The sequence below is a fragment of the Pseudomonas sp. LBUM1674 genome (genome assembly GCF_059695635.1).
The window spans coordinates 4,268,362-4,290,183 of sequence record NZ_CP166779.1 but is presented as its reverse complement, the minus strand read 5'-3'; the positions used below and the strand labels follow the sequence as shown (position 1 = coordinate 4,290,183).

Sequence of the window (21,822 nt, the reverse complement as noted above, 5' to 3'; positions counted from 1 at the left end):
AGGGATCGTGTGAACTCTGAAGATCCTGTGGGAGCGGCGGTGCGGCGATCCGACTTGCCCGCGATGAGGCCCTGCCAATCGACACAAATCTCCAAACTTAACTCCCGCTCTCGGTACGCCGACTGCTCACCTCCTCCGGCACATCATCCCCGGCCATGCGCTTGCGGAACAACGCCGCTCGCGCCAGCAGCAAGGTGGTCACCGGCACTGTGATCGCCAGCAGGATCGGAATCAGCCAGGCATGCAGCACCGGCCCGGACTTGAGCGCGGAAAAGTAAATGATCGACGCCAATGCCGCGCACCACGCGCCGAGTGTGGAGGCGAGGGCTGGCGGGTGCATGCGCTGGAAGTAATCCTTCATCCGCAGCAGCCCGACGGCACCGATCAGCGCAAACAGACTGCTGAGCACCAGCAGGATCGCCACCGGAATCTCGACCCACAGCGACAGTTGCATATTCATTCGATCACCTCGCCACGCAGCAGGAATTTGGCCAGGGCAAACGAGCCGACGAAGCCGAACACTGCGATCAGCAACGCCGCCTCGAAGTAGGTGTCACTGGCATAACGAATGCCCAGGGTCAGCATCATCAGCATGGCGACGATGTACAGGTAATCCAGTGCCAGGACCCGGTCCTGGGCCGATGGGCCCTTGAACAGCCGGATCAGGGTCAGCACCATCGCCAGGGAAAAGATGAACAGGCTCAGCAGGATTGCGTTCGACAGCAACGGGCTCATTCGAAGATCTCCATCAAGGGGCGCTCATAGGTCGCCTTGAAGTGCTGGATGAACAGCGCTTCGTCATCCAGATCGAACACGTGCAGCAACAGGATGCTGCGATCCAGCGCCAGTTCCGACCAGACGGTGCCGGGGACCACGGTGCAGATCATCGACAGGGCCGCCAGGCCGTTGGCATCGCGCAGGTCCAGGGGCACCTTGATGAACTGCGAGCGTGGTGGACGACGCCCGGCGTTGAGCACGCCCCAGGCCACGGCGAGGTTAGACACCAGCACATCGCGTCCGACCAGCAGGAACAAGCGCAGGATCACGCCCGGACGCCGGATGCGGATCGGCAGCGGACGCAGTTTGCGCATCATCAACGGCGCACAGAACCCCAACACCGCACCCAACAGCAGATTGCCGGGACTCATCGACAGGTTCAGCACCAGCCACAACACCCACAGTGCCAGCGACAGCCACGGCGCGGGAAACAGACGCTTCATGGTTGCACCTCAGCGATCGCGGCCTTGGCTTCGGGACCTGGAATCGCTCGAGTCCCGAGCACTGCCATCACGTATTGCTGCGGGTTGTTCAGGGCGTCAGCGGCAGCCTGGGTATAGCGCAGGAGCGGCTCGGCCTTGAACGTGAGCGCGATGCTCAAACCCAGCAGCGCGATGATCGGCACGCATTCGAAACGACGCAGCAAGGGCGATGGCCGCTCTTCAGGGGTCCAGAAACGCTGGATACCCAGGCGCGAGAAGGCAATCAAGGAGGCCAGCCCGGAGATAATCAGCAGCGCCAGCAATCCCCACGCCGCGTTCGACACCGGTACATCGCCGGAATGCCCCAGGCCCAGCGGGTTGAGCAGGGCACTGAGCAGGCCGAGTTTGCCGATGAAACCGGAGAGCGGCGGCATGCCGATGATCAGCAGCGAACAGGCGATGAAACTCAAGCCGAGGAAGGCCATGGTCCAGGGAATCACCTGGCCGACCACGGCTTTCTGTTCGTCGTCGAGGTTGATGCCTTTGGGCGGCTGCAGGGATTCCAGCGGCCGCGGCAGCAGGTCGCCGTCATCGAACAGCGGTATTTCATTGGCTGAACGCGAACGCTCGATCAACTCGGCCAACAGGAACAGCGCGCTCAAGGCCAGGGTCGAGCTGACCAGATAGAACAAGGCCGCGCCGATCAGGTTGGGTTGGGCGAAACCGATGGCCGACAGCAGAATCCCCGCCGACACCAGGATGCTCAGGCTGGCCAGGCGCTCCAGGCGTTGGGCGGCGAGGATCGCCACCGCGGCACAGACGATGGTCGCCATGCCGCCGTAGATCAGCCAGTCGCCGCCGAAGTACGCCGACGCGCCGGCCTGGCCGGAGAACAGCAGGGTCCACAGGCGCAGCAGGGTATAGACGCCGACCTTGGTCATGATCGCGAACATCGCCGCCACCGGCGCGCTGGCGGCGGAATAGGCCGGGACCAGCCAGAAGTTCAGCGGCCACATCCCGGCCTTGGCCAGGAACGCCACGGCGAGAATCGCCGCACCGGCGTGCAGCAGGCCGCGATCGGCTTCAGGCACCAGGGGGATTTTCAGCGCCAGGTCGGCCATGTTCAGGGTGCCGGTGACGCCGTAGATCAGCGCCGCGCCAATCAGGAACAGCGACGAGGCCAGCAGGTTGATCGAGATGTAATGCAGCCCCGCCGACACCCGCGACCGGCCCGAACCGTGGAGCATCAGGCCGTAGGAGGCAGCCAGCAGCACTTCGAAGAACACGAACAGGTTGAACAGGTCCGCCGTCAGGAACGCGCCATACAGGCCCATCATCTGGATCTGGAACAGCGCGTGGAAACTCGAACCGGCGCCATCCCAGCGGGCCATCGCAAACAGCAGGGCGCTGACGCCGATGATCCCGGTCAGCACCAGCATCAGCGCCGACAGGCGGTCGACCACCAGCACGATGCCGAACGGCGCTTGCCAGTTGCCCGGCAGGTACACGCCGATGGAGCCGGGCACGCCGGTGTCCTGGGTCCATTGCAGCAACAGCACGGCGATGCCCAGGCCCACCAGGCTGGAGAACAGGTTGATCCTGGCCTTCAGCGGCCGGTGTTTCTCGCCCAGCATCAGCATCACGGCGGCGGTCAGCAGCGGCAGCAGAATCGGTGCGGCGATCAGGTGCGGCATCAGATTCATTCTTTAGGCTCCCGGCCATCCACATGGTCGGTACCGGTCAGGCCTCGGGACGCGAGCAACACCACCAGGAACAGCGCAGTCATGGCGAAACTGATGACGATCGCTGTCAGCACCAGCGCTTGCGGCAGCGGGTCGGTGTAGTGCAGCAAATCCTGCGGCACGCCGTCCTTGATGATCGGCTCCTTGCCGATGAACAGGCTGCCCATGCTGAAGATGAACAGGTTGACGCCGTAGGACAGCAGGCACAGGCCCATGACCACCTGGAACGTGCGCGGGCGCAGGATCAGCCAGACGCCGGACGCGGCCAGTACGCCGATGGCGATTGCGATGACTTCTTCCATCAGACGGCTCCTTCGGTGGCGACGGCTCTGGGCAGGGCAGCGGTCTTGTGACCCCGTACCGATTGGTGGGCGAGGGCGGTGAGGATCAACAGGGTCGAACCGACCACCACGGCGTACACGCCGATATCGAAGAACAGCGCGCTGGCGACGTGAATGTCGCCGAACACCGGCAAAGCGAAATGCCAGGTGTGGGTGGTCAGGAACGGATAGCCGACCGCCATCGCCCCCAGCCCGGTCACGGTGGCAAACAGCAGCCCGGTGCCCATCCAGCGCAGTGGACGCAGGCTCATTTGCGCCTCGACCCACTGGGTGCCGGCAACCATGTATTGCAGGATGAACGCCACCGACATCACCAGCCCCGCGACAAACCCGCCGCCCGGTTGATTGTGCCCGCGCATGAACAGGTAGACCGACACCACAAAGGCAATTGGCAGCAGCAGGCGCACGAGTACCGCCGGCACCATCATGAAGCCGAGCGCGGTGTCGCTGGCGTGACGCGGGTTGACCAGATCGGTGACCACGTCGGGTGCCAGCAGGCGCTGCTGGGCCGGCAACTGCAGGCTTTCTTTCGGTGGGCGGAAGCGTCGCAACAGGGCGAACACCGTCAGCGCCACGGCCGCCAGCACGGTAATCTCGCCGAGGGTGTCGAAGCCACGGAAGTCCACCAGCATCACGTTGACCACGTTGCTGCCGCCGCCTTCGGGCAGGGCGCGACTGAGGTAGAACGAAGAAATGTCGTTCGGGGTCTGGCGCGTCAGCATGGCGTAGGACAGCAGCGCCATGCCGCCACCGACGGCGATCGACAGCAGCAAGTCGCGCAGACGGCGAATGCGTGCCTTGCGCAGCGTGCTCGGCAGCGGTGAAACCTCTTCGATCCGCCGCGGCAACCAGCGCAGGCCCAACAGGATCAGCACCGTGGTCACCACTTCGACCGCCAGTTGCGTCAGCGCCAGGTCCGGTGCCGAGAACCAGACGAACGTGATGCACGTCATCAGGCCGCAGACGCTGACCATGGTCAGGGCCGCGAGCCGGTGATACTTGGCCTGCCACGCCGCGCCGAGGGCGCAGGCAATCGCCAGCAGCCACAAGGTCACGAACACGATCGAACCCGCAATCTTCGGGCGGTCGCCCCAGCTCAGGCTGCTGTGGAGCATCGGGATCAACCCGGCCAGCACGGCGGCGAGCACCACCAGGAACAGTTGGGTTTGCAGGCGCTTGGTGCTGATCTGCCGCTCCAGACGCCGTGCCAGGCGCATCATGACCACCAGGCTGCGCTCGAACAGGCGCTTGCCGTTGAACCGGCCGATCAGCGGCGGATATTTGAAGCGCCCGCGCTTGAGCTGATTGCGCAGCAGCAGGTAGAGCAGGATGCCGCCGGACATGGCGACCAGGCTCATGATCATCGGCGCGTTCCAGCCGTGCCAGATCGCCAGGCTATATTCCGGCAAGACGCCGCCCACGACGGGCTGTGCCGCGGCGGCCAGCAACGGGCCGACCACCTGCGCCGGGAAAATCCCCACGATCAGGCAGGCGAACACCAGCAACTCCACCGGCGCGCGCATCCAGCGTGGCGGTTCATGCGGGGTGTGCGGCAGGTCGGTGGCGGTCGGACCGAAGAACACATCGACCGTGAAGCGCAGGGAGTAGGCGACGCTGAAGGTCCCGGCGATGGTCGCGACGATCGGCAGGGTCATCTCGATCCAGGCCGTCGCGTTGATGAACACGGTTTCGGCGAAGAACATTTCTTTGGAGAGGAAGCCGTTGAGCAACGGTACCCCGGCCATCGAGGCACTGGCGACCATGGCCAGGGTGGCGGTGTACGGAATCAGTTTGATCAGGCCGCTGAGCTTGCGAATGTCGCGGGTGCCGCTTTCGTGGTCGATGATTCCCGCGGCCATGAACAGCGAGGCCTTGAACGTGGCGTGGTTGAAAATGTGGAACACCGCGGCCACGGCGGCCAGCGGACTGTTCAACCCCAGCAGCAGGGTGATCAGGCCCAGGTGGCTGATGGTCGAATAGGCCAGCAGGCCCTTGAGGTCGTTCTGGAACATCGCGCAGTACGCGCCGAGCAGCAGGGTGCAGGCCCCGGCGCCGCTGACGATGTAGAACCATTCTTCGCTGCCGGACAGTGACGGCCACAGCCGTGCGAGCAGAAACACCCCGGCCTTGACCATGGTCGCCGAGTGCAGATAGGCCGAGACCGGTGTCGGCGCCGCCATGGCGTGGGGCAGCCAGAAGTGAAAGGGGAATTGCGCGCTTTTGCTCAAGGCGCCGATCAGGATCAGGGGTAGCAGGATAGGGTAGAGGGCATGTGCGCGAATCAGCTCGCCGGCGGCCAGGACCTTGTCCAGGTCATAGCTGCCGACCACATGGCCAAGCAGCATGACCCCCGCCAGCAGGCACAACCCGCCGGCACCGGTGACCATCAGCGCCATGTAGGCGCCGCGCCGTGCATCGGCGCGGTGGTGCCAGTAACCGATCAACAGGAACGAGAAAAGGCTGGTCAGCTCCCAGAAAAACACGATCTGGATCAGGTTGCCGGAGATCACCAGGCCGAGCATGGCGCCCATGAACGCCAGGAAAAACGCGAAGAAGCGTGGCACCGGATCGTCCGGCGACATGTAATAGCGGGCGTACAGCGAAACCAGGGTGCCGATGCCCAGGACCAGCATCGAGAACAGCCAGGCGAAACCGTCCATGCGCAGCACGAAGTTCAGGCCCAGGCTGGGCAGCCAGACGAATTCTTCGCGAATCACACCGCCATCGGCGATTTGTGGAAACAACAGGGCTACCTGAACCGTGCCGATCAGGGCAACCAGGCCAGCCAGCAAGGATTCGGTGTTACGCGCGTTGTGTGGCAGCAAGGCAGCCAGACAGCTGCCGACAAAGGGCAGAAGCAGTAGAACTATCAGGGACATAGGCTTCTAATCTGCGGAAGTTTATGAAGCATCATACGTGCCAGTCCCCGGATCGCCAAACGCCAAGCTGTCGCAGAATCCTACAAGGTAGATGGAAAAAACGTGATTCACATTGTTTCAGAGGTCTGTATTGAGCAGGTCTGGCCCCTTCGCGAGCAAGCTCGCTCCCACAGTGTTTCTGGTTGTACACGAATCCTGTGTTCACCACCGGAACCTGTGGGAGCGAGCTTGCTCGCGAAGACGATCTTGGAGGCGCTTCAACTCTTGAAGCTTAACCTTGTGTTTCCTGCTCCAACTCTTCCTCGGCCGCCACCACCTTCCCCTTGGTCTTCAACTCACTGACAATCACCGCCGCCACAATCAACCCCGCCCCCAGCAACGCAATCGCCGGCAACCGCTCACCGGCAATCCGCCCGACAATCCCGGCCCACACCGGCTCACCGGCATAAATCAAGGTCGCCCGGGTCGGCGAAACGCTCTTCTGCGCCCAGTTCATTGCCACCTGGATCGCCGCACTGGCCGCACCCAGCCCCAGCGCACTGCACAGCAGCAGCCAGGAAAAGTCCGGAATCACTTCCTGGGTCGGCACCACCATCAGGAACGCCAGGACCGAAGTGACCGCCAGTTGGACCACGGTCACCCGGCGTACATCGACCTGACCGGCATAGGTACTGATCAGAATAATCTCCGCTGCAATCGCCACGGCGCTGATCAGCGTGGCGATTTCACCGGGGCTGAAGTTGAAAGAAGCCCCGGAAGGCCCCGACAACAGCATCAACCCGGTAAACGCCAGCATGATCCCGATGCTCGGCATCAACCCCGGACGCCGCCCCAACACCAGCCATTGCAGCAACGGCACGAAGGGCACGTACAACGCGGTAATGAAGGCCGACTGACTGCTGGGAATACTCTGCAAGCCCACGGTCTGCAAGCCGTAACCGAGCATGATCGCCACGCCGATAAAGGCCCCGGCCTTGAGTTCGAACAGGGTCAGCTCCCGCAGGTGCCGCCAGGAGAACAACGCGACAATGATCGCCGCCGCGGCAAAGCGCAGGCCGACGAAAAACATCGGCCCGCTGACGGTCATCGCTTGCTGCACCAGCAAGAAGGTGCCGCCCCAGACCATGGTGATCAACACCAGCACGCACTCGGCTTTGCTGAACCGTGAGAAACGGGAAGAAACCTGGGAGGAGTTCACCGACGTCATGACCTTGCGCGCTACCTGAGGGCGACGCACAATGCGTCGAATGTTGCGCAGTATACTGCCCAACCCTACCAAGTGAGCAATATAGTGCACAAAGATTCAACGCAGCGGGCTTCGGTCCTTCAGCATGTCAGCCAGAATGTTCGGCGCTTGCGCCACGCCGCCGACATGAGCCAGACCGCGCTGGCCGAAAAGTCCGGCGTCAGTCGACGGATGCTGGTGGCGATTGAAGCGGGCGAAAAGAATGTCAGCCTGACCACCCTTGACCGCGTGGCCGAAGCCCTGGACGTTGCCTTCAGCGACCTGATCCAGGCCCCGGACGCCCGCGACCCCAGTCGCATCAACGAAGTGGCCTGGGCCGGGACGATTCCCGGCAGCAAAGCCGTTTTACTGTCCAAAGCCACCGCCACTCGCGAGGTGGAGCAATGGGAATGGTGCCTGCAACCGGGCGAAATTTACCCGTCGCAACCGGATGCCGATGGCTGGAGCGAACAGATCTACGTGTTCGAAGGTTGCCTGACGTTGATGCTCGGCGACACGCCTCACGCGATTGGCGCCGGTGAGTTCTATATGTTTGCCAGTAACCAGCCCCATGCCTATCGCAACGATGGGGCGGTGGCCGCGCGATTCGTGAGAAACGTGGTGATCTGACCGTATGTAGATCAACACCTGATACACAGCCGATAGCACACACACACACATCCCTTGTGGGAGCGAGCTTGCTCGCGATGACGGTGTGTCATTCAACATCTATGTCTACTGATGCACCGCCATCGCGAGCAAGCTCGCTCCCACAGGTAATCGGCGTCGTACGTCCTACTTTGGAACTGCTTGATGAACCTTCCATTGGTTTGGCGCCTATTATCGTCCAGGAGATTTCGAGATAGTCATGCAGCTCGTCAGCAGCGATGCGTTGTTGGCTCGGGGCGAATTGCACGATTGTATTCAAGCGAACACTAACCAGCGAGAACGGCATGAGCGAAACTCCAAGCGGACCGGTGACCGACGCCCTCCGCAATGCAGACATCCTGATCGTCGGCGGCGGCCTCAGCGGCACGATGCTGGCGGCGCAGCTGTTGCGCCTCCCCGGCAAACGATCGTTGCTGGTGATCGAACCCCGCGCCGAACTTGGCCGGGGCGAGGCCTACAGCGCGGTCGAATTGGGCCATACCCTCAACGGCAACGCGGCGCGCATGAGCGTCGACCCGGACAACGCCGACGACCTGACCCAATGGCTGGCCGGGTACATCGCGGCCGGTGGCTGGCCGCAGGCCGATGAGCAGCATGTGCCGGTCAGCGAATTGTTCCCGCCACGGGGCATTTTCGGGTTGTACGTGCAGCAGCGACTGGCCGAGGCGCAAGCCGTTGGCGCGTTGAATGGTTCAACGGTCGAGCATGTGCAGGCTGAAGTGGTCGACCTGCAAAGCCTGGATGATTCGGTGCGCCTGGCCTTGAGTGACGGGCAACGCTTGCAGGGTACTTATGCGGTGCTGGCGACCGGCATGTTTCCCGCCGCACGTACACCGCAGACCGAATCCAGCGGCTTGAACGCCGCGGCACTCGACCCGTGGGATGTCGCTGCCATGCGCCAGCTTGATCCGCAGTCGACGGTGCTGATCATCGGCTCGGGTTTAACCATGGTCGATGCCGTGGTGTCGCTGGAACAGGCCGGGCATCGTGGGTCGATCGAAGTGTTTTCGCGCCATGGGCTGCTGCCGCATGTGCGTCGGCAACCGCCGGCCTGGGTGGATTTTCTTGCCGAGGACCCGAGCATTCGCACACCTCGGCAGCTGATGCGCGAATTGCGGCGGCATTGCCGGGACGCCATCGCCCAGGGCATCGATTGGCAGGCGCCGCTGGATACGGTGCGGGCGCACATCGGTCGCTTGTGGAGCCAGGCGACGGACGTGCAGCGTCGGCAGTTTGTGCGGCATGTGCGGCCGTGGTGGGAAAGTCATCATCACCGTTCACCGCCGTTGAGTGCCGAACGGGTGGCGCGGCTGCATGGGGAAGGGCGGTTGCGGATTCAGGCGGCGTCGTTCAAGGGGCTGGAGCCGTCTTCGGGCGGTGAAGTGAGTATTCGCATTCGTCGTCGTGGTGCAGCTGAAACTGTTGTTGTCAGTGGTGCGGCGTTGATCAACTCCAGTGGCATTGAATATGACTGGCGGCGGGTGTCGCGGCCATTGCCACAGCAGCTGCTGGCTCGCGGTCTGGTGCGGCCGGGGCCGTTGGCGTTGGGGATTGCGGCGGCGATTGATGGCGCGGTGCTGGATGTCGATGGGCAGGTTGCCAGTCGACTGTTTGCCATGGGGCCGCCGTTGCGTGGGATGTGGTGGGAGAGTACGGCGGTGACCGATGTAGCGAGTCAGGCCCAGGCTCTCGCCGCTCGACTGGCTACGGGCGGGTAGCGGGACCGGTTTTTGGGCATGACACCGATCAACGTTTTGGGCATGACACCGATCAACGTTTTGGACATGACACCGATCAACGTTTTCGGGCCTGACACCGATCAACACTGTAGGAGCTGCCGCAGGCTGCGATCTTTTGATCCTGATCTGCTCGAGATCGGAAGAAGCAAGATCAAAAGATCGCAGCCTCGCTTCGCTCGACAGCTCCTACAGGGGGTTCCCTGTTTCAGGCATTACAGCGCCGTTGATCAATAACGCTGATACTTCGAACCAAACTCAGGACGGTTTTCCGCGACGTAGAGTTTGCCTTGCTGGCCATCCTTGTGATCGATGCCAACGGTGTTCACATTCAACAATGCGGGCTGGCTGACTTTAGCCGCCGCAACGACTGTCGAAGTGGCGTGCGGAGCCGCAATGACCGACGTAGCGCCAAGTACCGACAGGGCAAAACCAAGACCGATGATGCTTTTCATGATGTGCTCCAGAAGAGTGGGGAGAAGATGTCGCCACTGTAGAGCTGGAGCACTGCGATGAAAAAACACCCTGACGCATAGTCTTTATCGAGAACATTGATCCGCCGTCAGCCAGGCATCATGACTCTGCGCCGAGCAATTCCACCGGGTAAGAGAACACATAGCCTTCGCTGCGCACGGTCTTGATGTAGGTCGATTCCCGGGAATCATCCTTCAGCCGCTGACGCAAACGGCTCACCAGCAAATCGATGGAACGGTCGAACAGGTCGGCGTCGCGACCCTGGGTCAGGTTGAGCAACTGGTCGCGGCTGAGGACCCGTTGGGGGTGGTCGAGGAACACCCGCAGCAGGCGATATTCGGCACCGCTGAGGGCGACCATGGTGCCGTCTTCGTCCAGCAGGTGGCGGGCGGTGGTGTCCAGGCGCCAGCGGCCGAAGCCCAGCAGTCGGCCGCTTTCGGTGATCAGCAGATTGGGCGGCAGCATTCGCGTGCGCCGCAGCACGGCATTGATCCGCGCCAGCAGTTCGCGTGCGGCGAAAGGTTTGGTCAGGTAATCGTCGGCGCCCATTTCCAGGCCGAGGATGCGATCGGTTTCATCATTGCGGGCGGTAAGCATGAGGATCGGCGTGGCCTTGTGCTTGCCCGAGCGCAACTCGCGGCACAGCAGCAGGCCGTCATCGCCGGGCATCATGATGTCGAGCACAATCAGGTCCACGGTGTTGGCTTCGAGAAAGCTGCGCATCTGCCGGCCATCGGCGACCACGGTGGTGCGCAGGCCGTTTTTCTTCAGGTAATTGCCAACCAGCTCCCGGATCTCGCGATCGTCGTCGACGATCAGGATGTGGTTCACATGTTCCATTGCTCAACCCTCTTTTCATTCGCACGTTGCGCATTCCAGGGAGCCACGTCGCGGTTGCATGCCGGCCTTTATATATCCCACTGTATCTGGCGCTGCTTCAAGCCTTATAGCGTCAATGAAGACGCCTTCGCCGGCAAGCCGGCTCCTACAGGGGGTGGCGTTGACCACAATTCATCCGTACACAGGTGATCATGTAGGAGCTGGCTTGTCGGATCGCCGCACCGCAGCGAAGGCGGCCTGCCAGCCGACCTGATTTTTCGGATGTACCCGAAACCATTGTGGGAGCGAGCCTGCTCGCAAAGACGGCCTGACAGCTAACATCGATGTTGAATGTTATGGCCTCATCGCGCGCAAGCCCGCTCCCACAGTGTTTACTTGAGCAATGCTACGCAACCACCTGATAACACGGAACATATGCCGCGCCACCCGGCAATTTCATCCGGTGCTGGGCGACGAAGGCCTTGAGCAGTTGATCGAGCGGCTGCATGACCGCCGCATCGCCACGAATCTGGTACGGCCCGTGTTCTTCGATCAGGCGGATGCCCTTGTCCTTGACGTTGCCGGCGACGATGCCGGAGAACGCGCGGCGCAGGTTGGCGGCCAGTTCGTGGGCTGGCAGGTTGCGGCTCAGTTGCAGGTTGGCCATGTTTTCGTGGGTCGGATCGAACGGACGCTGGAAGCCTTCGTCGATCTTCAGCAGCCAGTTGAAATGGAAGGCGTCGTTGCGTTCGCGGCGGAACTGTTTCACCGCCTTGAGGCCCTGGGTCATCTGGCGCGCCACTTCGGCCGGGTCGTCGATGATGATCTCGTAATGTTGCTTGGCGCCTTCACCCAGCGTGGCACCAACAAACGCATCAAGCTGTTCCAGGTACGGCGCCGCGTGTTTCGGCCCGGTGAGGATGACCGGGAAGGGCAGGCCCGCGTTGTCCGGGTGCATCAGGATGCCAAGCAGGTACAGGAACTCTTCGGCGGTGCCGGCGCCGCCGGGGAAGATGATGATGCCGTGGCCGACGCGGACGAAGGCTTCCAGGCGCTTTTCGATGTCCGGCAGGATCACCAGTTCGTTGACGATCGGGTTCGGCGCTTCCGCGGCGATGATGCCGGGTTCGGTCAGGCCGAGGTAGCGTCCGCCATGGATGCGTTGCTTGGCGTGGGCGATGGTCGCGCCTTTCATCGGGCCTTTCATCACGCCGGGGCCGCAACCGGTGCAGATGTCCAGGCTGCGCAGGCCCAGTTCGTGGCCGACTTCCTTGGTGTATTTGTATTCTTCGGTGTTGATCGAGTGGCCGCCCCAGCACACCACGATCTTCGGCTCGATGCCGGGGCGCAGGGTGCGGGCGTTGCGCAGCAGGTGGAATACGTAGTCGCTGATGCCCTGGGAGGTGCTCAGGTCGATGCGCTGGGCGTCGAGTTCATTTTCGGTGTAGACGATGTCGCGCAGGGCGCTGAAGAGCATTTCCCGGGTGCTGGCGATCATTTCGCCATCGACGAAGGCGTTGGCAGGTGCGTTCAGCAGTTCGAGGCGAACGCCACGGTCCTGCTGGTGAATACGGATTTCGAAGTCCTTGTAGGCTTCGAGGATGGTCTTGGCGTTATCAACATGGGCGCCGGTATTGAGGATGGCCAGGGCGCACTGGCGGAAGAGGGTGTAGGTGCTGCCGGATCCGGCTTCGCTCAGTTGCTGTACTTCACGTTGAGAGAGGGTTTCCAGGCTGCCTTTGGGGCTGACCGAGGCGTTGATTACATGTCGTTGGGTCATTCAGTGATCCTTAAAACGATGTCATCCGCCCAAGGAGGGGCAAATGGCATCCGAATAGTATGCATCCATAAAAGAAGATGGCACGAACTGCGCTGGATCGCCATTTTCCCGTTTGACGATAAAAAGGTGAAAAGAAACCCCAGCATAGCTAAATCCCTCGCAGAGGCGATAATGCCCCGCAGACTTTTTGCCCATGCCCGAAGGAAACCCGACGCAATGTTCGAAATCCAGCCGAAGAATGCCGCCACCTATCGACAGCAGACGCGCCGCAGCACGGTGATCATCGCCCTGGTTTTCCTGGCGCTGGCGATGGTGTTGTCCACCGCGGCGGTGGCGCTGTTCGGCGAGCCTGGCGGGGACAATTTGCGTTTCAATGTCGGTGGCGTGTTTGTGGCGGTGCTGCTGATGGTCGCGTTGATGCGCAGCACCTTCTGGACCCAGGAATGGATGGCGCCGGCCGTCTATGGCTGGCAGCTCAAGCGCAGCCTGATGAGCATCACCAACGTCATGCACCAGGTCACGGCAGCCGTGGAGCAGGGGGACCCGAGTGCGATGAAGCTGTTGCGCTTCTACCATCTTGGGCTGAGCCAGATGCATGAGCTGGACGGTAATTCCAGTGATCACAGCCAGTTGACGCGTGAGATGGATCAACACAAGGCGCGGATGGAATCGCTGTGCATCGACACCGAACAGACCCGGTTGAATCCGGACTGGATCGAGGCGGTGAAGCAGCCGTCGCGGTAGAATCCATGGCATGGGCGGAGCACCCTGGGATCCAGGGTTGCGGGCAGGTGGGGACTAGGCTGAACTGATCAGGCATAGTGAACGCAACAATGGGTAGAAAACCACGGCGACCGGGATGGGTCGCCGGTTCATCAGGATTCAGGGAGCGTCATGGGTCATCCGTCCGTTAAAGATCGAATCGAACAATCGCGCCATGGCGTGGCTCTGGTCGCCGAGCAGTCAATGGCCCGCCTCAAGGTTCGCTCTGTAGTGTTTCTGCTGCTCGCGGTATGCCTGTCCATGACCGCCATCGTGATCTGGGAAGCCTGGAACTCGCGCCAGTACCATCTGCATGACAAGGAAGTGGCGGTGTCCAACCTTGCGCAGACCCTGGCCTCCCAAGCAGAGGCGTCGATCAAGCAGGCCGATACCCTGTTGTTTACGCTGGTCGACCGCCTTGAAAACGACGGCATCACCCAGGGGCAGGTGCCAAGGCTTGAACGTTTGCTCACGGCCCAGCGCAGTGAGCTGAGCCAGCTTCATGGCTTGTTCGTTTATGACGAGCAAGGGCGCTGGATTGCCAACTCCAACGGCGCCGTCATGCCCGGCGCGAACAATGCCGACCGCGAGTATTTCATCTTCCATCGTGATCATCCCGATCGTGGACCGCACATTGGCCCGTCGATCAAGAGTCGGTCCACCCGTGAATGGATCATGACGGTGTCGCGTCGCGTCAATCATCCAGATGGCAGCTTCGCCGGCGTGGCGCTGGCAACCCTCTACCTCAGTCATTTCCTTGCGCTCTACGACAGTATCGACATGGGCAATAACGGCGTGATCAACCTGATCGCCGACGACGCCAGCATCGTCGTTCGCCGGCCGTTCAAGGAGGTTGAAGTCGGCACCAGCGTCGCCAAGGGGCCGCTGTTCACGCAATTGCTGCCCAAGGGCGATTCAGGCACCGCTACGGTCACCTCCTATGTGGATGGCGTCGAGCGGGTGGTCGGATTTCGCAGGGTCGAAGGTTATCCGCTGATCATCTTTGCTGCGCTGGATAAAGAGCACGTGTTGGCCGGCTGGCGTGAGCAGGTGCTGCTGAGCGCGGGCATCGTTTCGTTATTCTTAGGGTTTCTGCTGGTGTTCGGTTTTCGCCTCATTCGCCTGATGAAGCAGCAGAATCACGTCCAGAACGTCTTGCTCGATGCCCAGGAAAAGCTGATCGAGGTCAACCGCAGCCTTGAGTTGCTGGCGCTGGAGGATGCACTGACCGGATTGTCCAACCGACGTCAATTCGATCTGTTCATTCTTGCCGAAATGGGCCGAGCCAGGCGCAGCCAGACCCACCTCGCACTGCTGATAATCGATGTCGATCACTTCAAGCGCTTCAATGACCTTTACGGCCACGTGGCCGGCGATGAGAGTTTGCGCAGCATCAGCACGATCATCAGTGACCACATCAAGCGCCCTGATGACCTGGCCGCGCGGTATGGCGGCGAAGAGTTCACGGTGGTGTTGCCTGGCACCGACTATGTGGGCGCGTTTCTGGTGGCGGAAAAAATCCGTCGCGCGGTGCAGCAGGCCGGCATTCCCCACAGCGAGGGCGTAGAGGGCACGGTCACCGTGAGCCTTGGGGTGTGCGCCTTCAACCCGGCCTCTCAGGATCAGCCCAATGATCTGGTCAGCGCTGCGGACAAGGCGCTCTATGTCGCCAAGGCCAGCGGCCGGAACATGAGCGTGATTGCCAACTGAATGTCCGTCAAACAGGGCGTGGATTTTCGCTCTTAGCGGCAGGATGCCCGACGTAACCTGATCAGCCAAACATAGACCAGCACATTGATCACCAGCACCACACTGCCCAGCCCCAGCTGAATCGCCGGCGTCAGGCCGGCCGGGTAAATGACCGGCAACAGGTAATGTTCGATGAAGCCGCCACCATAACCGGTTTGCCCGGCCCCGTGGCGCATGAGGTTTTCCCAGTCAGTCAGCGGGCAGGGCAAGTGGAAGACCTCCACCAAAACGCCCCACACGGCCGCGGGCAGATGCCACCAGATCAACTGGCGCCATTTGAGCACCAGCAGGCCGCCGAACAGCACGAACAGAATGAACAGCAGGTGAAACAGCACCAGCCCGTCGGCGGCGATTCGGTAAAGCATGTCGACACCCTGGAGTGTTATGCCAATGGCTCCATGGTACTCGGGCGAGTGACGGAGGCGAACAATCAGCGACGGTGGCGTGCAAGTGCGCAAGATTGTTCAAGCCATCAGGCGCGGGTGCTGGCACAGTCTGGAGTCTTTCCCTGGTTGTAGAGCGTTATGTCCAACTCACTCATGCCGCGCAGCGCTTTTCTTCGCGGCGCCGTGGCGATCATGCCGTTGTCTCTGGCGACCGCGCCCTGGGGACTGCTGGCCGGCTCCATGGCCATCGAAGCCAATCTCACGCCCCTGCAAGGCCAGGGCTTGTCGAGCATCGTGTTTGCCGGTGCGGCGCAACTGGTGGCAATCGGCATGCTCAAGGGCGGTGCCGGGATTTTTTCGATTCTGCTGACCACCTTGCTACTGACTTCCCAGCATCTGCTTTACGGCATGAGTCTGCGTTCGGTGATTTCGCCGCTGCCGGGGCGCTGGCGGGCGGGGCTGGGCTTTTTGCTCACTGACGAACTGTTCGCCCTGACCAGTGCGCATGACAAACAGCAGTTCAACCGCTGGTACGCCCTGGGCGTCGGCCTGACGTTTTACATCGCCTGGAACCTCTTCACCCTGGCCGGCATTGTGCTGGGCAGCAGCATTCCGGGCCTGGAGCATCTGGGGCTGGACTTCTCCATCGCGGCGACCTTTATCGCCCTGATCACGCCGGTGGTGCGCAATGTGCCGACCGTGGTGTGCGTGGCGGTTTCGCTGTTCTGTTCGGTGCTGTTCAGCTATTGGCAGTGGGGTTCGGCGCTGGTGCTGTCGGGGTTGGCGGGCATGACGGCCGGCTTTGTCTGCAACAAATTCTACGGTGGACGCACATGATGGTCTGGGCAGTTATTGTCGGCATGGGGATCCTGGTGTTCCTCAACCGCTACGTGTTTCTCGAACCCCGGTTGCCGTTGCGCCTGAGCAGCAATGCCCGGCAGTTCCTCGGTTTTGCGGTACCGGGCATGCTGACCGCGATCTGCGGGCCGATCGTGTTCATGCCGGACAAACAGCTGAACCTGCAGTGGGACAATCCCTATCTGATCAGTTCGCTGGTGGCGATCGGCCTGGTGCTCTACACCCGCAACACCTTGCTCAGCATGCTGTTGAGCATGGGCTTCTTCTTTTTGCTACGCTGGTGGCTCTGAGCCGGGTGCGTGAAACTGTTCTACGCTTAACGTTGATGAACGATCCCTTCAGGAAGAGAGGTGAGCATGGCAACTGACCCAAAGCGTCCGGATCCGGATGATGTAGACATGGATGAACTGACGGAAGAAGAGCTCGAACAGCAGCGGCGTTCGACGCCCGACTGGAAGCATCCCGACGACGGCAAAGAGCTGTCGGAACGTGACCAGGAACGTCCGCTGAAGCCCTGATCGATCTACACATATCGCCGGAACCAAACGCTGTGTACCTTGATCCAACCTGCGCCCGCACAGACGTGTGGGCGCAACAGTCTGGCCCAAGGCAAAACATGAAACAGCTGGTCAAGGTTTTATCGGCGTTCGCCATCGCAGTCGGTCTGCTGGGGTGCATCGCTTCTCCCATCGAGATGACGCCGCAGACCGAGCAACGTCTGCGAGCGCAACCACCGATCCGTTTTCTGCTGACCTTCGACGACGGTCCCAGCGCTTCGAGTTGGTGGAATCCAACCGTGACCGTGCTCGACAGCCTGTCGCGCAATCCGCTGCAAGCGGACATCAAGGCGGTGTTCTTCGTGCAAACCCGCGCCTCACGGGCCGGCGGCAGCGAGTTGGGGCGCGAAATCATGCGTCGCGAACAGGCCGAAGGCCATATTCTGGGCTTGCACACCGCCACGCCCGGGCACAGCAATCATCGCTCGCTGGACGCGCAAGCACTGCAGCAGTCACTCAGCAACGGCAGCGCCGACATTGCCGCGATCACCGGAGCGCCACCAACCCTGCTGCGTCCGCCGTTCTGGAGCTACGACAAGCGCACCTTCGCGGCTTATCGGCAACAGGGCCTGCATCTGCTGCTCACCGACCTGAGCGCCAATGACGGCAAGATCTGGGGTTTCAACGCCAGCCCCCGGCGACGGGCCAACATGCTGCGGCAACTGTCCGAAGTCCGTGAGCGCATCGCGCGAGGCGAGCTGCCGACGGTGGACGGCGTGATTCCGGTGGTGGTGACGTTCCACGATCTCAATCGCTACACCGCCCGGCATGCCCGGGAGTACCTGCAAATCCTCCTCGACAGCGCCGCTGCAACCGGTGTGACGTTGGCGCAGAAGCCGTTTTACGACGATACGGCAGCGCTGCAACGGGCCGCCATGGCGCGCACCGTTCGCGATAGTTCAGAGGCGGTCAAATTGCCGGGGATCTGGAACTGGCTCTGGAATAGCAATTCCCCCGCTTTCTAATGTAGAAGCTGCCGCAGGCTGCGATCTTTTGATCTTGTTTTTGAAAAGCAAAGTCAAAAGATCGCAGCCTGCGGCAGCTCCTACATAGGGTGCATGACAGGGCGCATGCGCCTGTCGCATCGCGGCTTTATGCCGATGGCAACAGCTCGTCAATCATCCGCAAGCAATGATTCAACCCCGGCGACACGTCGCCCACGCGCCGGCTGAGGATAATCGGCGAGGTGGCGTTGTCTTCCAGCAGGGGGGTGAAGCCAATGTCGTCGCGGTGCAGCAATTGCACCGAGGCCGGCACCAGCGTGACCCCGATGCCTGCGCCCACCAACCCGATGGCGGTTTGCAGTTCATTGGTCCATTGCGCCACATGGATGCTCACGCCATAGGATTCGAACAAGGCGATCACATGGTCGGCATAGCTCGGCCGCGGGTTGCCGGGGTACAGCACAAAGGGCTCCTTCGCCAGTTCGCGCAGGCTGATCGGCCCGGCCAGCAACGGGTGGCCGGCGGGCAGGGCAGCGACCAGCCGGTCTTCGGTCAACACGGTCTGGATGATGGCCGGGTCGTCGATACGGATCCGCCCGAAGCCGATATCGATGCGCCCGGCCTTGAGCGCCTGCACCTGTTGCAGCGTGGTCATTTCCGAGAGCCCGAGCTCAAGTTCCAGGGGCTCGCCGCTGCGCAAGCGGCGAATCAGCTCGGGCAGGACGCCGTAGAGGGTCGATGGCGCAAAGCCGATGCCCAGCCAGGTCTTTTCGCCCAGACCGATCCGCCGCGTGTTGTCGCATACCTTGGCCAGCTGTTCGAGCAGGGCGCTGGAGTGCTCATGGAAAAACCGCCCGGCATCGGTCAGCTTCAGCGGCCGCCCGCGCTCCAGCAACATGACCCCCAGTTCGTCTTCCAGTTGCTGGATCTGTCGACTCAGCGGCGGTTGGGCGATGTGCAGCAGCTCGGCGGCACGGGTGAAGTTGAGGGTTTTGGCCAATACCTGAAAGTAACGCAGGTGACGCAGTTCCATGGAGCCTCCCGATGGGCAGTGGTTGAATACCTTTAAGGTATCAAGCCAGACCAATTCTATATTGGCCGCCCGGAAAAAGCCGTACGAGAATCCAGATCAGAACTTCAAGAACCTGACGGGTATCGACATGCTTGCAACAGCCATTGAATCGATCGAGACGATCATCGTCGATCTGCCGACCATCCGCCCGCACAAGCTGGCGATGCACACCATGCAGAACCAGACCCTGGTGATCATTCGTGTGCGTTGCGCCGACGGCATGGAAGGTATCGGCGAATCCACCACCATCGGCGGCCTGGCCTACGGCAACGAAAGCCCGGAAAGCATCAAGACCAATATCGATAAACACTTCGCGCCGCTATTGCTGGGGCAAGACGCCAGCAACGTGAACGCCGCGATGTTGCGTCTGGAGCGCAGCATCCGCGGCAACACGTTCGCCAAGTCCGGTATCGAAACCGCGTTGCTCGACGCCCAGGGCAAGCGCCTTGGCCTGCCAGTCAGCGAATTGCTCGGCGGCCGCGTGCGTGATGCCCTGCCAGTAGCATGGACCCTGGCCAGTGGCGACACCGCCAAGGACATCGCCGAAGCGGAACAAATGCTCGACCTGCGCCGCCACCGGATCTTCAAGCTGAAAATCGGCGCCGGTGAAGTCAACCGCGACCTGGCCCACGTCATTGCGATCAAGAAAGCCCTGGGTGATCGCGCCAGCGTGCGGGTCGATGTCAATCAGGCCTGGGATGAAGCGGTCGCATTGCGTGCCTGCCGGATCCTGGGCACCAACGGCATCGACTTGATCGAACAACCGATCTCGCGCAACAACCGCGCCGGCATGGCGCGCCTGAATGCCATGAGCCCGGCGCCGATCATGGCCGACGAGTCCATCGAGTGCGTGGAGGATGCCTTCAACCTGGCGCGCGAAGGCGCTGCGTCGGTGTTCGCCCTGAAGATTGCCAAGAATGGCGGCCCACGTGCCGTGTTGCGCACCGCGGCCATCGCCGAAGCGGCCGGTATCGGCCTGTATGGCGGCACCATGCTCGAAGGTGGCGTCGGTACCCTGGCCTCGGCCCATGCCTTTGTCACCCTGAACAAATTGGCCTGGGACACCGAGCTGTTCGGCCCATTGCTGCTGACCGAGGACATTCTCGGCGAGCCGCTGGTCTATCGCGACTTTGAACTGCACGTGCCGAAAACACCGGGCCTGGGCCTGAGCCTGGATGAGGAGCGCCTGGCGTTTTTCCGTCGCGACAAATCATCCACTGTCCTTCATCACGCCTGAGGAGTGCATCATGCTGTTCCACGTAAAAATGACCGTGAACCTGCCGGTCGACATGAATCCCGAAACCGCCGCCAGGCTCAAGGCTGACGAAAAAGCCCTGGCCCAGCGCCTGCAAGAGCAGGGCAAGTGGCGGCACCTGTGGCGCATCGCCGGGCTGTATGCCAATTACAGCGTGTTCGATGTCGATAGCGTCCAGGAACTGCACGACCTGCTGATGCAACTGCCGCTGTATCCGTACATGGCGATCGAAGTCACCGCGATGTGCCGGCATCCTTCGTCGATTCGCGAGGATGACCGCTGAACCCAGCCTGTTCAGTTCGCTACGCTTATAATTACAAGATGAGGAACCACCATGAACGTCAAGATTTCCCACACTGCCAATGCCCAGAAGTTTCTCGAAGAGGCCAGCGGTCTGCTCAATGAAGCCGGTAACCCGCGGGTCAAAGCCCTGATCTACCGCATCCTGCGTGATTCGGTGAATATCATCGAAGACCTGGCCGTGACTCCGGAAGAGTTCTGGAAAGCGGTCAACTACCTCAACGTGCTGGGTGCGCGCCAGGAGGCAGGATTGCTGGTGGCCGGGATCGGTCTCGAGCATTATCTCGACCTGCTGATGGACGCCGAAGACGAGCAGGCCGGCAAGGCTGGCGGCACACCGCGGACCATCGAAGGGCCGCTGTACGTGGCGGGGGCGCCGCTGTCGGAAGGCGAAGCACGTCTCGACGACGGTGTCGATCCGGGTGTGGTGCTGTTCATGCAGGGCCAGGTCAAGAACACCGCCGGCGAACCCTTGGCCGGTGCGGTGGTGGATGTCTGGCACGCCAACACCGGCGGCACCTACTCTTACTTCGATACCACGCAGTCGGAATTCAACCTGCGTCGGCGCATCGTCACCGATGCCGAAGGTCGCTATCGCTTCCGCAGCATCGTGCCGTCGGGCTATGGCTGCCCGCCGGACGGTCCGACCCAGCAACTGCTCGATCAACTGGGTCGTCATGGCCAGCGGCCGGCGCATGTGCACTTCTTCATTTCCGCGCCGGATCATCGCCACCTGACCACCCAGATCAACCTGGATGGCGATCAATACCTGCACGACGATTTTGCCTATGCCACCCGGGATGAGCTGATCGCCAAAATCACCTTCAGCGACGATCAAGAGCGGGCAGCGGCCCATGGCGTGAGCGGTCGTTTTGCCGAAATCGACTTCGATTTCACCTTGCAGACTTCCGCACAACCCGATGAACAGCAGCGTCACGAGCGGGTTCGCGCACTCGAGGACTGATATCCTCAAGCAATGGCCCCGGGCAGTGGGGTAACCCGTGGGAGTGACCTGTGGGCCCGACCTGTGGGAGCGAGCCTGCTCGCGAAAGGGCCATCAGCTTCAACATCAACG

24 protein-coding genes are annotated in these 21,822 nt (G+C 61.7%); 11 read left to right on the top strand and 13 right to left on the bottom strand.

What is annotated here, in order from left to right; genetic code table 11:
- Positions 1 to 97: 97 nt before the first annotated feature.
- The 7 genes from ACA067_RS19685 to ACA067_RS19655 form a co-directional block, all read right to left on the bottom strand.
- On the bottom strand, positions 98 to 460 hold the full coding sequence (locus ACA067_RS19685) for a Na+/H+ antiporter subunit G (RefSeq protein ID WP_497458094.1): 363 nt from the start codon (positions 458 to 460) through the stop codon (positions 98 to 100).
- Positions 457 to 735 carry a K+/H+ antiporter subunit F gene (locus ACA067_RS19680; RefSeq protein WP_497458093.1) on the bottom strand — a complete coding sequence of 93 codons (279 nt, stop codon included), beginning with the start codon at positions 733 to 735 and terminating at the stop codon, positions 457 to 459. The genes ACA067_RS19685 and ACA067_RS19680 overlap by 4 nt, the downstream gene beginning before the upstream one ends.
- Entirely contained in the window at positions 732 to 1,220 is a 489-nt protein-coding gene (locus ACA067_RS19675; RefSeq protein ID WP_497458092.1) for a Na+/H+ antiporter subunit E, read from the bottom strand. The genes ACA067_RS19680 and ACA067_RS19675 overlap by 4 nt, the downstream gene beginning before the upstream one ends.
- Positions 1,217 to 2,902: a monovalent cation/H+ antiporter subunit D gene (locus ACA067_RS19670; protein WP_497458091.1), complete on the bottom strand. Its 1,686-nt coding sequence runs from the start codon at positions 2,900 to 2,902 to the stop codon at positions 1,217 to 1,219. Before ACA067_RS19670 ends, ACA067_RS19675 begins: the two co-directional genes overlap by 4 nt.
- On the bottom strand, positions 2,899 to 3,243 hold the full coding sequence (locus ACA067_RS19665) for a Na+/H+ antiporter subunit C (protein ID WP_007986256.1): 345 nt from the start codon (positions 3,241 to 3,243) through the stop codon (positions 2,899 to 2,901). The genes ACA067_RS19670 and ACA067_RS19665 overlap by 4 nt, the downstream gene beginning before the upstream one ends.
- The gene (locus ACA067_RS19660) at positions 3,243 to 6,161 is read right to left on the bottom strand and encodes a monovalent cation/H+ antiporter subunit A (protein ID WP_497458090.1); all 2,919 of its coding nucleotides are present in this window, start codon (positions 6,159 to 6,161) and stop codon (positions 3,243 to 3,245) included. The genes ACA067_RS19665 and ACA067_RS19660 overlap by 1 nt, the downstream gene beginning before the upstream one ends.
- A 271-nt stretch (positions 6,162 to 6,432) precedes the next feature.
- Complete coding sequence (locus ACA067_RS19655; protein WP_497458089.1) at positions 6,433 to 7,458, bottom strand: DMT family transporter; 1,026 nt, start codon at positions 7,456 to 7,458, stop codon at positions 6,433 to 6,435.
- Here ACA067_RS19655 and ACA067_RS19650 point away from each other — a divergent pair.
- Positions 7,453 to 8,016 carry a helix-turn-helix domain-containing protein gene (locus tag ACA067_RS19650; RefSeq protein WP_497458088.1) on the top strand — a complete coding sequence of 188 codons (564 nt, stop codon included), beginning with the start codon at positions 7,453 to 7,455 and terminating at the stop codon, positions 8,014 to 8,016. The two genes, ACA067_RS19655 and ACA067_RS19650, sit on opposite strands and share 6 nt — an antisense overlap.
- Positions 8,017 to 8,104: 88 nt before the next feature.
- Here the strand turns inward: ACA067_RS19650 and ACA067_RS19645 are convergent, their stop codons facing one another.
- A complete protein-coding gene (locus ACA067_RS19645; RefSeq protein ID WP_497458087.1) occupies positions 8,105 to 8,341 on the bottom strand; it encodes a hypothetical protein in 237 nt (78 codons plus the stop codon).
- On the opposite strand from ACA067_RS19645, the gene ACA067_RS19640 reads away from it, so the two are divergent.
- Positions 8,340 to 9,773 carry an FAD/NAD(P)-binding protein gene (locus tag ACA067_RS19640; protein WP_497458086.1) on the top strand — a complete coding sequence of 478 codons (1,434 nt, stop codon included), beginning with the start codon at positions 8,340 to 8,342 and terminating at the stop codon, positions 9,771 to 9,773. The two genes, ACA067_RS19645 and ACA067_RS19640, sit on opposite strands and share 2 nt — an antisense overlap.
- 248 nt (positions 9,774 to 10,021) lie before the next feature.
- Here ACA067_RS19640 and ACA067_RS19635 read toward each other — a convergent pair whose 3' ends face one another.
- The 3 genes from ACA067_RS19635 to ppnN all read right to left on the bottom strand — a co-directional run bounded on the left by ACA067_RS19635 (position 10,022) and on the right by ppnN (position 12,864).
- Positions 10,022 to 10,246 (bottom strand): hypothetical protein, encoded by a 225-nt coding sequence (locus ACA067_RS19635; protein WP_497458085.1) that lies wholly within the window; start codon positions 10,244 to 10,246, stop codon positions 10,022 to 10,024.
- A 118-nt stretch (positions 10,247 to 10,364) separates the two neighbouring features.
- Positions 10,365 to 11,105, bottom strand: a complete 741-nt coding sequence (locus tag ACA067_RS19630; protein ID WP_497458084.1) for a response regulator — start codon at positions 11,103 to 11,105, stop codon at positions 10,365 to 10,367.
- A 385-nt stretch (positions 11,106 to 11,490) separates the two neighbouring features.
- Positions 11,491 to 12,864, bottom strand: coding sequence for a nucleotide 5'-monophosphate nucleosidase PpnN (gene ppnN / locus ACA067_RS19625; RefSeq protein ID WP_497458083.1), 1,374 nt, complete (start codon positions 12,862 to 12,864; stop codon positions 11,491 to 11,493).
- Between the two features lie 216 nt (positions 12,865 to 13,080).
- Here ppnN and ACA067_RS19620 point away from each other — a divergent pair, with 216 nt between their 5' ends.
- Together ACA067_RS19620 and ACA067_RS19615 are read left to right on the top strand one after the other, a co-directional pair.
- Positions 13,081 to 13,608 (top strand): DUF3087 domain-containing protein, encoded by a 528-nt coding sequence (locus ACA067_RS19620; protein WP_497458082.1) that lies wholly within the window; start codon positions 13,081 to 13,083, stop codon positions 13,606 to 13,608.
- A gap of 150 nt (positions 13,609 to 13,758) precedes the next feature.
- Positions 13,759 to 15,336, top strand: a complete 1,578-nt coding sequence (locus tag ACA067_RS19615) for a sensor domain-containing diguanylate cyclase (protein ID WP_497458081.1) — start codon at positions 13,759 to 13,761, stop codon at positions 15,334 to 15,336.
- Between the two features lie 32 nt (positions 15,337 to 15,368).
- Here ACA067_RS19615 and ACA067_RS19610 read toward each other — a convergent pair whose 3' ends face one another.
- Entirely contained in the window at positions 15,369 to 15,740 is a 372-nt protein-coding gene (locus ACA067_RS19610) for a DUF2784 domain-containing protein (protein ID WP_497458080.1), read from the bottom strand.
- 159 nt (positions 15,741 to 15,899) lie between these two features.
- Here ACA067_RS19610 and ACA067_RS19605 point away from each other — a divergent pair, with 159 nt between their 5' ends.
- The 4 genes from ACA067_RS19605 to ACA067_RS19590 all read left to right on the top strand — a co-directional run bounded on the left by ACA067_RS19605 (position 15,900) and on the right by ACA067_RS19590 (position 18,141).
- Complete coding sequence (locus ACA067_RS19605) at positions 15,900 to 16,598, top strand: AzlC family ABC transporter permease (RefSeq protein ID WP_497458079.1); 699 nt, start codon at positions 15,900 to 15,902, stop codon at positions 16,596 to 16,598.
- Positions 16,598 to 16,909 carry an AzlD domain-containing protein gene (locus ACA067_RS19600; protein WP_497462810.1) on the top strand — a complete coding sequence of 104 codons (312 nt, stop codon included), beginning with the start codon at positions 16,598 to 16,600 and terminating at the stop codon, positions 16,907 to 16,909. Before ACA067_RS19605 ends, ACA067_RS19600 begins: the two co-directional genes overlap by 1 nt.
- Before the next feature lie 66 nt (positions 16,910 to 16,975).
- On the top strand, positions 16,976 to 17,137 hold the full coding sequence (locus tag ACA067_RS19595) for a hypothetical protein (RefSeq protein ID WP_497458078.1): 162 nt from the start codon (positions 16,976 to 16,978) through the stop codon (positions 17,135 to 17,137).
- Positions 17,138 to 17,235: 98 nt separating this feature from the next.
- Entirely contained in the window at positions 17,236 to 18,141 is a 906-nt protein-coding gene (locus ACA067_RS19590; RefSeq protein WP_497458077.1) for a polysaccharide deacetylase family protein, read from the top strand.
- 127 nt (positions 18,142 to 18,268) lie between these two features.
- On the opposite strand, the gene ACA067_RS19585 is transcribed toward ACA067_RS19590, so the two are convergent.
- Entirely contained in the window at positions 18,269 to 19,153 is an 885-nt protein-coding gene (locus ACA067_RS19585) for a LysR family transcriptional regulator (RefSeq protein ID WP_128872107.1), read from the bottom strand.
- 127 nt (positions 19,154 to 19,280) lie between these two features.
- On the opposite strand from ACA067_RS19585, the gene ACA067_RS19580 reads away from it, so the two are divergent.
- The 3 genes from ACA067_RS19580 to catA are packed head-to-tail and all read left to right on the top strand — an operon-like array spanning position 19,281 to position 21,711.
- On the top strand, positions 19,281 to 20,429 hold the full coding sequence (locus ACA067_RS19580; protein WP_497462809.1) for a muconate cycloisomerase family protein: 1,149 nt from the start codon (positions 19,281 to 19,283) through the stop codon (positions 20,427 to 20,429).
- Between the two features lie 10 nt (positions 20,430 to 20,439).
- Entirely contained in the window at positions 20,440 to 20,730 is a 291-nt protein-coding gene (gene catC, locus ACA067_RS19575) for a muconolactone Delta-isomerase (RefSeq protein WP_150744386.1), read from the top strand.
- Positions 20,731 to 20,781: 51 nt separating this feature from the next.
- On the top strand, positions 20,782 to 21,711 hold the full coding sequence (gene catA / locus ACA067_RS19570) for a catechol 1,2-dioxygenase (protein ID WP_497458076.1): 930 nt from the start codon (positions 20,782 to 20,784) through the stop codon (positions 21,709 to 21,711).
- The last annotated feature ends 111 nt before the right edge of the window (positions 21,712 to 21,822 follow it).